Annotated in this window: 8 protein-coding genes; 3 read left to right on the forward strand and 5 right to left on the reverse strand. The window is 67.8% G+C overall.

Annotated elements, in window-relative coordinates:
* Nucleotides 1-40 precede the first annotated feature (40 nt).
* The gene (locus HFP89_RS09725) at nt 41-2,806 is read left to right on the forward strand and encodes a pitrilysin family protein (protein WP_168717470.1); all 2,766 of its coding nucleotides are present in this window, start codon (nt 41-43) and stop codon (nt 2,804-2,806) included.
* 49 nt (nt 2,807-2,855) lie between these two features.
* Here HFP89_RS09725 and HFP89_RS09730 read toward each other — a convergent pair whose 3' ends face one another.
* The 5 genes from HFP89_RS09730 to HFP89_RS09750 all read right to left on the reverse strand — a co-directional run bounded on the left by HFP89_RS09730 (nt 2,856) and on the right by HFP89_RS09750 (nt 8,453).
* Nucleotides 2,856-3,746, reverse strand: a complete 891-nt coding sequence (locus HFP89_RS09730; RefSeq protein ID WP_168717471.1) for a DMT family transporter — start codon at nt 3,744-3,746, stop codon at nt 2,856-2,858.
* A gap of 45 nt (nt 3,747-3,791) precedes the next feature.
* The gene (locus HFP89_RS09735) at nt 3,792-5,096 is read right to left on the reverse strand and encodes an EAL domain-containing protein (protein WP_168717472.1); all 1,305 of its coding nucleotides are present in this window, start codon (nt 5,094-5,096) and stop codon (nt 3,792-3,794) included.
* 22 nt (nt 5,097-5,118) lie between these two features.
* The gene (locus HFP89_RS09740; RefSeq protein ID WP_168717473.1) at nt 5,119-6,228 is read right to left on the reverse strand and encodes a PilT/PilU family type 4a pilus ATPase; all 1,110 of its coding nucleotides are present in this window, start codon (nt 6,226-6,228) and stop codon (nt 5,119-5,121) included.
* A gap of 328 nt (nt 6,229-6,556) precedes the next feature.
* Entirely contained in the window at nt 6,557-7,945 is a 1,389-nt protein-coding gene (locus tag HFP89_RS09745; protein ID WP_168717474.1) for a PhoH family protein, read from the reverse strand.
* 43 nt (nt 7,946-7,988) lie between these two features.
* Nucleotides 7,989-8,453, reverse strand: coding sequence for a peroxiredoxin (locus tag HFP89_RS09750; RefSeq protein ID WP_168717475.1), 465 nt, complete (start codon nt 8,451-8,453; stop codon nt 7,989-7,991).
* Nucleotides 8,454-8,574: 121 nt separating this feature from the next.
* Here HFP89_RS09750 and dapA point away from each other — a divergent pair, with 121 nt between their 5' ends.
* Both dapA and HFP89_RS09760 read left to right on the forward strand, forming a co-directional pair.
* Nucleotides 8,575-9,459 carry a 4-hydroxy-tetrahydrodipicolinate synthase gene (gene dapA, locus HFP89_RS09755; protein WP_168717476.1) on the forward strand — a complete coding sequence of 295 codons (885 nt, stop codon included), beginning with the start codon at nt 8,575-8,577 and terminating at the stop codon, nt 9,457-9,459.
* Nucleotides 9,460-9,528: 69 nt separating this feature from the next.
* Nucleotides 9,529-10,116, forward strand: coding sequence for a hypothetical protein (locus HFP89_RS09760; RefSeq protein ID WP_168717477.1), 588 nt, complete (start codon nt 9,529-9,531; stop codon nt 10,114-10,116).
* Nucleotides 10,117-10,153: the final 37 nt, after the last annotated feature.

Genomic DNA, 10,153 nt, shown 5'->3' on the forward strand with positions numbered 1-10,153 from the left:
CGATGGGGGAGCGTTGGTCAACACGACAGGTAAGGAAACCATGAACCGGATTCACGTTCGATTCGCGGCGGCGTTCGCGCTGCTGCTGGCCGCCGTCGCGGCATTCGCGCAGGACGAAGGCCCTGTGTTCGTCACCGAGGTCGAGGGCATTGCCGAGTACCGGCTCGAAAACGGCATGAAGGTGCTGCTGATGCCGGACGCCAGCCGGCCGACCACCACGGTCAACGTGACCTATTTCGTCGGCTCCAAGCACGAGAGCTACGGCGAATCCGGCATGGCCCACCTGCTGGAACACCTGGTGTTCATGGGTACGCCCGAGCACGAGAACATCAAGCAGCAGATCACCGAGCGCGGCGGCTTCGCCAACGGCACGACCTGGCTGGAGCGGACCAACTATTTCCAGACCCTGCCGGCCGAGGACGAGAACCTCGAGTGGGCGATCCGGATGGAAGCCGATCGGATGGTCAATTCGTTCATCGCCGCCGACGATCTCGCAAGCGAGATGACGGTGGTCCGCAACGAGTTCGAGATCGGCGAGAACAGCCCGTTCCGGGTGCTGCTGCAGCGCGTCATGGCCACCGCCTACGAGTGGCATGCCTACGGCCGCTCGACGATCGGCGCGCGGGCCGACCTGGAGAACGTGCCGATCGAACGCCTGCAGCGCTTCTACCGCCAGTACTACCAGCCCGACAACGCGATGGTCATCGTCTCGGGCAAGTTCGAGACCGAGCGCGCGCTGGAGCTGATTCAGAACCACTTCGGTGCGATCCCGGCGCCGGCGCGGGATCTCGACAACGCCCTGTGGGACACCTACACCCGCGAGCCCTATCAGGACGGACCGCGTGAAGTCACCGTGCGCCGGTCCGGCAGCACCCAGACGCTGATGGCCGCCTACCACGTGCCGTCGGCGCTGCACGAGGACTTCGCCGCGGTCGAGGCGCTGGCCTTCGTGCTCGGCGATGCGCCGTCCGGCCGGCTGCACAAGGCGCTGGTCGAGCCCGGCCTGGCCTCCGATGTCGGCGCGTTCGCGCTCCGGCTGCCGGAACCCTCGCTGCTGCTGACCTACGTCAATCTACCGGCCGACGCCGATCTGGACGAAGCCGAGCGGGTGCTGACCGAGACGCTGGCCGGACTGGACGCCAGCCCGCCAGGCACCGACGAGGTCCAGCGCGCAGTGTCGTCGCTGACCGCGAACATGGAACGCACGCTCAACGACAGCCAGAGCGTCGGCATCGGCCTGTCGGAGTGGGCCGCGACCGGTGACTGGCGGATGCTGTTCCTGCACCGCGACCGCCTCGAGCAGATCGAGGCCGCCGACGTGGCCGAGGCCGCATCGACCTACCTGGTCCGCGACAACCGCACGCTCGGCCGTTTCATCCCGGACAGCGAGCCGCAGCGCGCGATCGTCGAGGAGGCGCCCGAGCCCGAGGCGCTGCTGGCCGGCTACACCGGCCGCGAATCGCGCAGCGAAGGCGAGGTCTTCGAGGCCACGCCGGACAACATCGAGGCGCGCGTCCAGCGCTATACGATGGACACCGGCGCCGAGGTGGCGCTGCTGCCGAAATCGACCCGCGGCGAGCGCGTGCGCGGCACCATCACGATGCGCATCGGCACGCTGGAGACGCTGATGGACACCGGCTCGGTGCCCGCCGCGACCGCCTCGATGCTCAGCCGCGGCAGCGAGAACCTGACCCGGCAGGAGATTTCCGACCGCATCGACGAATTGCAGGCCGGGCTGAACGTCGGCGGTTCGACCTCGGTGAGCATCAACATCGACACCACCCGCGAGAACCTGATGGAGGTCATCGAGCTGATCGCGGAGATCGCCAGGAACCCGAGCTTCCCGGAAAGCGAACTCGAGGAATACCGGCGCCAGGCGCTGACCGGCCTCGACCGGGCCAGCGACGACCCGGCCTCGGTCGCCTCGCGCCAGCTGTCGCTCTACAGCAACGACAAGCCCGCTTCGCACCCCGACTACGTGCCGAGCTTCGAGGAGGCCCGCGCCCGGATCGAGGCGCTGAGCACCGAGCAGCTGCGGGCGTTCCACGAGCGCTTCTACGGCTTCGGTGAGGCCACCACCGCCGCCTTTGTCGGCGACTTCGATCCCGAGGCATTGAAGGCCAAGCTCGACGAGCAGTTCGGCGACTGGACACCGCAGGTGCGCTTCGAGCGCCGGCCGGATCCGTACACGCCGGTCGAGCCGGCGCGGCTGGTCGAACAGCTCGACGACAAGGCCAGTGCGGTGCTGATCGCCGGCCACGGCTTCCCGATGAGCGACACCCACCCGGACTACGTCGCGCTGGAACTGGCCGGCCACATGCTCGGCGGCGGCTTCCTCAGTTCGCGACTGGGTGACCGGATCCGCAACCAGGAAGGCCTGAGCTACGCGGTGGCCGGCGGCTTCAACGCCCACCCGATCGATGAATCGGGCTCGTTCTTCGCCTTCGCGATGTTCGCCCCGGAAAACCGTGACCGGCTCGAAGAGGTATTGAACGAGGAGCTGGTCAAGGTCGTCGAGGACGGGTTCACCCAGGACGAACTGGACTCGGCCAAGACCGGCTATCTGCAGCAGCTCGTGCTGCAGCGTTCCGACGACGGCGCGCTGGCCGGCCAGCTGTCGGGTGGCCTGTACTTCGACCGCGACCTGTTCTGGCAGGCCGAGCGCGAAGCCGCGATCCGGGCGCTGACGCTCGACGAGGTCAACGCCGCGGTCCGCGAGTGGCTGGACCCGGATGCGCTGGTCGTGGCGATGGCCGGCGACTTCAGCGGTGAGAGCGAACCGGCCTCGGACGTCGCCGAGGATTGAAACCGCTTGCCGCCGGCCCGGCGCCCCGCGCCGGGCCGGACGTTTCGGTCTACCGGCGCGCGGCGCGCGATTGCATGCCGAGGTAGATGCCCGCCAGCGCCAGCCCGGCCCCCAACCACTGCACCGCGACCAGCGTCAGCTCGAACCACAGCAGGTCCCAGACCATCGACAGCAGCGGCTGCAGCAGCAGCAGCAGGCCGACCAGCGAGGCCGGCAGGCCGGGCAGACCGCGGGTGATCGCCAGCCAGCCGAGCACCTGGCAGACCACGCCCAGCGCGATCAGGCTGGCCAGGCTGTGCCGGTCCGGAATCGCGAACCCGTGGCCCTCGATCAGGTTGATGCCGCCCAGAAGAACCGCACAGATCAACGAGACCTGCAGCAGCCGCGCCTCCGGCCGCATCCCGACGTCCCGGACCTGCACGCCGCGCAGCGTCAGCAGGTAGCCGGCGTAGGCGCAGGCGGTCAGCAGGCCGAGCACGATGCCGGCCCGCGCCTCGGGGCCCAGCCCGGCCCAGTCGCGGCCGAACAGCAGCCACAGGCCGAGCATGGCCAGGGCGGTGCCGGCGGCGAAGCGCCAGCCGACCCGTTCCTTCAGCCAGACGACGCCGACCGTGGCCAGCACGAAGACCTGGAAATTGGCCAGCAGCGTCGACAGCCCCGGGCCGATGTACAGGATCGAACGGTGCCAGAACCACAGGTCGGCGGCGAAGAAGGCCGCGACCACCGCCGATCCGGCCCAGCCGCGGCCGAACCCGGCCCGCATCCGCGGCGACAGCGCCAGCAGCACGGCCAGCGCCGCGGCCCCGAACACCAGCCGGTAGAACGCAGAGGTCGTCGCCGGTACGTCGGCCAGCCGCACGAACACGGCGGCGAAGCTGATCATCACGGCGCCGGCGGTGACCAGCAGCGCCGGCGTGGCTCGAACGGTAGAAGCGGTCATGCCGCGATTGTGCCGGAACGGGCGCGCCGCCACGGCGGCTTGCGGTCACTCGCCGGGCGGCGACTTCAACAGGTCGCGCGCGGCGGCCACGTAGTCGCCCTGGATCAGGTCCACGCCCTGGCGCCAGAAGTTGACCACGTCGTCTTCCGATTCGACGTCCGGCAGAAGGATGCGCACGCCGCTGTCGTGGGCGCGTGCGATGAAGGCTTCGAACTCATGGGCGTCGGCCTCTCCTTCCTTGAGTGACCGCACGTAGCTCGGGTGCATCTTGACGTAGCCGATGTCCGGCCAGCGATTCAGCAGGTCGTCGAACTGCCGGTGGCCGACCCCGCTGACGCAGATCGCCATGTCGAGTTCGCGCAGTCGGTCGAGCAGGCGGCGGGCGTCCTGCGGGGCGTCGGCCAGTTCGGTGTAGTCGAGGTCGCCGATCAGGCAGAAGCGGAGCTCGGGGTGACGGTCGAACTTGTCCTGCATCCAGGCCAGGGTGTGCGCATCCAGGCTGTCGACGGTGACGTGCACGATCAGCTTCAGCCGGTCGCGACCGGATCGGTGGGTCAGGAAGTGCAGCGTGCGTCGGAGCGTCCAGCGGTCGAGCCGCGAGAGCACCCCGGAGCGCCGGGCCACGTCGAGCATGTGCCGCGCCGGCAGCAGTGTGCCGTCCTCGGTGATCAACCGGGCCCAGACCTCGGCGAACCGGATATCGTCGGACTCCGGCGCCAGCAGCGGCTGGAACACGATCCGCAGGTGGTTGGTATCCAGCGCGCGCTGGATCCGGGCGAACAGGGTCTCGGCGTCGCCGAGCTCGGTCTCGGGCACCATCCGGGGCTGGAAGATGCGGTAGCGGTTCTCGTCGCGTTCGGACAGCACCTCGGCGGTGTGCAGGGCGTCGAGCAGGGCCTCTTCGGCGCCGCGCACGCGGCGATCGAACCAGCACAGGCCGATGCTGAACGTTGCGGCCAGCGAGCGCTGGTCGATCAGGTAGGCGCGTTCGCCGAGCACTTCGAGCAGGCCGCGTGCCCAGGCATCGAGATCACGCTGACCCTCGGCGCCGTTGAGCACCAGCACCAGGGATTCATCGACGAAGCGCGCGCAGATGTCGCGCGGCCCCAGCTCCGGGACCACCCGCGATTCGATCTGCCGGTTGATCTCGGCCAGCCCGCTGTAGCCGAAGCGGTCGCGGCAGCTCTGCCAGTTGTTGTAGTAGATCGCCGCGGCGGCGTACGGGGTCTGTTCCGGGTTGCTCAGGAACTGCCGGTAGCGGAACTCGGCGTACTGCAGGAACTTCTCGCGTGCCCGCCGGATGCCGGCATGCGCGTCGAAGAAGTGTTTCGGTTGCGTCGAGTCATCCATTCCGGTAGACGCGCGCGGCGCGTCACTCCCATTCCTGGATGTCGAGGCCGTCCGGCGCGTCATGGGCCGATCGGTCCTTGGCCATCCGGATCATCAGGCTCAGGTCGTTGCGCGAGTCGGCATGGGCCAGCGCGTCCTCTTCGGTGATCCGGCCTTCCTGGAACAGCGCCATCAGCGCCTGGTCGAAGGTCTGCATGCCGGACTGACTGCCGTCCTTCATCGCCTGCTTGAGGCCGTCGATGTCGCGCTTGAGGATCAGGTCGGCGACGTAGGGCGTGCGCTTGAGGATCTCCACGGCCGGCACCCGCTTGCCGTCGGTCGATGGCACCAGGCGCTGGCTGACGATGGCCAGCAGGTGCTCGGACAGGTCGACGTACAGCTGGTGATGGGCCGAGTCGGGGAAGAAGTTGACGATCCGGTCCATCGTCTGGTTGGCGTTGTTCGAGTGCAGCGTCGACAGGCACAGGTGGCCGGTGTCGGCATAGGCGATCGCGTGCTTCATGGTCTCGGCGTCGCGGATCTCGCCGATCAGGATCACGTCCGGTGCCTCGCGCATCGCGTTCTTCAGCGCGTTGTGATAACTCAGCGTGTCCAGGCCCAGCTCACGCTGGTCGACGATGGACTTCTTGTGCTGGTGCAGGAACTCGATCGGCTCCTCGATGGTGAGGATATGGCCGGTCCGGTTCTGGTTGCGGTAATCGATCATCGAGGCCAGCGTGGTCGACTTGCCGGAGCCGGTCGCGCCGACGACCAGGATCAGCCCGCGCGGTTCCATGATCAGTTCCTTGAGGGTCTGCGGCAGGTTCAGCTCCTCGATCGACGGAATCTTGTTCTTGATGTAGCGGATCACCATCGAGACCGAGCCGCGTTGCCGGTACAGGTTGACGCGGAAGCGACCCAGGCCTTCCAGCGCGATCGCCAGGTTCAGTTCGAGGTCGCGTTCGAACGTGGCGACCTGCTTGTCGTTGAGCATCGAGTAGGCCAGCTGCCGGACCTCGTGCGACTCCAGTCGCCGGTCGCCGAGGTGCCGGGTCGTGCCGCCGACCTTGACGCCCACCGGCGCACCTGCGCTGAAGAACAGGTCGGAGGCCTCGTGCTTGACCATGACGCGCAGAAAGGATTCGATTTCCATGGCAACGCCCCCTTGTCCTGATGCGGATTCAACGGCCAGCATAGGAAACGGGACCGGCATTTGCAATCGATTCCGGGGCCGGTCCGGCGCAGCACAGAGCCGGGGAGCGTTCGAATGACTGCTCAGGCGTGCAACGGAGCGCTGGTCATGGAAGGTGGCATCCCGGGTTTCATGAAGCCGCCATGGAAGCGCTGAACAGGTCTGCGCGGAGCGCGGCTTGTCGAACGAGCGGGTCGGAGACGCCGCAGATCGTGCGTGCCGTGGCGAGTGCCAGCAGCCGACGCGACGGTCGAGTCACGTCGCTGAAGGGTACGGGATCGACGACGGGCTAGAGCGCCTCGGACGCGAAATCGGCCAGCCGCGAACGCTCGCCGCGTTTCAGCGTGATGTGGCCGGAGTGGGGCCAGTCCTTGAACCGGTCGACCGCGAAGGTCAGGCCCGAGGTGGTTTCGGTCAGATAGGGCGTGTCGATCTGCTCGACGTTGCCCAGGCAGACGATCTTGGTGCCCGGGCCGGCGCGCGTGACCAGCGTCTTCATCTGCTTCGGCGTGATGTTCTGGGCCTCGTCGATGATCAGGTAGCGGTTCAGGAAGGTCCGGCCGCGCATGAAGTTCAGGGAGCGGATCTTGACCCGCGAGGTCAGCAGGTCGTTGGTCACCGCACGGCCCCAGTCGCCGGCGTGGCCGTCGGACTCGGTCAGCACTTCGAGGTTGTCGGTCAGCGCGCCCATCCACGGTGACATCTTCTCTTCCTCGGTGCCGGGCAGGTAGCCGATGTCCTCGCCCACCGACACGGTGGCGCGGGTCATGATGATCTCGCGGTAGAGCGGCTCGTCGAGGGTCTGGGCCAGTCCGGCGGCCAGCGTCAGCAGCGTCTTGCCGGTGCCGGCGGTGCCGAGCAGGGTGACGAAGTCGATGTCCGGGTCCATCAGCAGGTTGAGCGCGAAATTCTGCTCCGGGTTGCGTGCAGTGATGCCCCAGACGCTGTGCGGGCCGTTGGCGTAGTCGGTGGCGACCTGCAGCACGAAGTCCTCGGCGGAGACATCGCGGACCAGTGCCTCCATGCCGTTCTGGCCGGTCAGCCGCAGGCACTGGTTCGGAAACCAGCCGTCGTTCTCGACCCGGCCGAGGCGGTAGAAGGTGTTGCCGCTCTCGGTCCAGGAGTCGCGGATCGCGTGCCGTTCCCAGAAGTCGTTGTCGTGCTCGTTGAGTCCGCTGTAGAGCAGGCTCAGGTCGTCGAGCGCGCGGTCGTTGTAGTAGTCCTCGGCCGGAATGCCGTGGATCGCGGCCTTGATCCGCAGGTTGATGTCCTTGGACACCAGCACCACCTCGCGGTCGGGATGGCGCTGGCTCAGGTGCATCGCCGCGCGCAGGATCTCGTTGTCGGCCTTGGCCTGCAGCGAGACCGCGCCTTCGGCTTCGTCGGCGCCGGTCTGGAAGTACAACCGGCCGGAGCCGATCCCGATATTGAGCCCCTCCGGCATGATCAACGGCAGGCCGTCGTCCAGGTCGTGGCCGCCGTTCATCATCTCGCCGATGAAGCGGCTGACCTGGCGGACGTTGCGGGCCACCTCGGTCATGCCCTTCTTGGCCGCGTCGAGCTCCTCGAGCACGACCATCGGCAGGAAGATGTCGTGCTCTTCGAAGCGGAACAGCGAGGTCGGGTCGTGCATCAGCACGTTGGTGTCGAGCAGGTACAGCCGGCGGGCTTCGCTCATGAGCGGATCCGTGGTGGGAGGAGGAGAGGGTGCGGGCCGAAGATCAGCCCAGCTCGCGGACGGCCTCGAGGACCGCTTCGGCGTGGCCGGGCACCTTGACCTTGCGCCACTCCCGGGCGATCCGGCCGCTGGCGTCCAGCAGGAAGGTGCTGCGCTCGATCCCCATGACCTTGCGCCCGTACATGTTCTTTTCCTTGATCACGTCGAAGGTCGTGCACAGCACTTCATCGGTATCGGCGATCAGCGGGAACGGGAACTCGTGCCTGGCGGCGAAGTTCTCGTGGCTCTTCACGCTGTCGCGGGATACCCCGACGATCGCGCAGCCGGCCTTTTCGAACTCGCTGTACAGGTCCCGGAAGGCCTGGCCCTCCTTGGTGCAGCCCGGCGTGTTGTCGCGCGGGTAGAAGAAGATCACCAGCGGATTGCCGCGGAAATCCTGAATGGCCAGTTCGGCGTCGCCGGTGGCGGGAAGCCTGGGAGTCTCGATCGGGGAACCGTTTTCGGGCATGGGGACGATTTCTTTTTTGGGTTCAGGGGGTTGCGTGGAATCCTCGGGCCGGAGCGCGGGCGGGAACGCCGACCGCAGAATACTTGTCAGACTCAGGACCCGCAAGTAGTATGCCGTGCCGATGAAGACGCTGGATGACTTTGGACTGACCGGTTCGCTGGTCGCGCTGGTCACGCCGATGCACGCCGACGGCGCGCTCGACGAGAGTGCGTGGACGCGCCTGCTCGACTGGCATGCCGAGGCCGGCACCGACGGCGTGATCGTCGGCGGCACCACCGGCGAGTCGGTCTCGCTGCGCGCCGAGGAGCGCGATCGGCTGCTGGAGCATGCGCTCGAACGCATCGGCGACCGGGTCCGGGTCATCGCCGGGACCGGTGCGGCCGCCACCGCCGCGGCCATCGAGCAGAGCCGCCGGGCCGCGGCGCTCGGGGCCCACGCCGTGCTGGTCGTCACGCCCTACTACAACCGCCCGCCCCAGCGCGGACTGGCCGCCCACTACCGGGCCATCGCCGAGGCCTGTGCCGCGCCGCTCATCCTTTACAATGTGCCGGGACGGACGGCCGTGGACCTGGCGCCCGAGACGACCATCGAGCTTGCCGGGCACGAACGCATCGTCGGCATCAAGGAAGCCGTGGCCGACATGGGCCGTGTCCGCCACCTGGTCGAGGCCGGTGTCGGTGTGCTCAGCGGAGACGACCCGACGGCCCGCGCCGCGATCGACGCCGGCGCGGTCGGCGTGATCTCCGTGGCCGCCAACATCGTGCCCGATCGCTTCGCCGCGATGTGTCATGCGGCGCTGGACGGCCGCCGTGACCGGGCCGAGGCGATCGACGCCGAGCTGAGGCCGCTGTACCGCTTTCTCGGGATCGAGTCCAATCCGGTGCCGGCGAAGTGGCTGCTGGCCGAGCTGGGTCGGATCGACTCGGGCATCCGGCTACCGCTGGTCCCGCTCGACGACGCGCACCACGAGACCGGCCGCGCGCTGCTGCGCTCGCTGACCGGCTGAACGAACATCGACAGGGGAACGACGATTTCCATCACCACCACCGCATTCCGCATCCTGGCGCTGGCATCGATGATGCTGCTGGCCGGGTGTTTCCTGCGACCGGAGCGACCGGCCTACGTCACCAGCGAGGAGCTCGCGCCGATCGAAGTGCCCGAGGGGCTCGATCGGCCCGAAACCCGTCCGGTGTTCGAGATCCCGGGCTATTCGCTGCCGGAACTGGCCGCCCAGGGTGACGAGTCGATTCCGCCGCAGGTCCTGACCTCGGTCGAAGCCGAACAGGCCCGCTCGCGCGTAAAGTTCGGGCCGACCGGGCTCTATCTCGAAGTCGATGACGAAGCGGCCAGCGTCTGGCGCCGGCTCGGCTTCGCGCTGAACCGCGGAGAAATGGCCATCGACGCCACCCTGCCCGAGCAGCGTCGCTATCGCGTCGAGTTCCGGCACGATCCGATCCTGGTCCCGAAGAGCGGCTTCTTCCAGCGCGTCCTGATGTTCTGGTCGGCGCCGGACTTCATCGATTTTTCCGGCGCCTACCAGTTCGAGATCCAGCCCGAATCGAGCACCACCACCCGCATCGCGATCTTCGATGGGGACGGGGACGTGGTGCCGATGGAGCGGGCGGAGTTCGTGTTGTCCCGCCTCCAACAACGGCTCGGCTGAAAATCGATTCAGGGCTACTGCGCGGGCGCTCGGCGGG

Source organism: Wenzhouxiangella sp. XN79A (assembly GCF_012272825.1).
Taxonomy (GTDB): domain Bacteria; phylum Pseudomonadota; class Gammaproteobacteria; order Xanthomonadales; family Wenzhouxiangellaceae.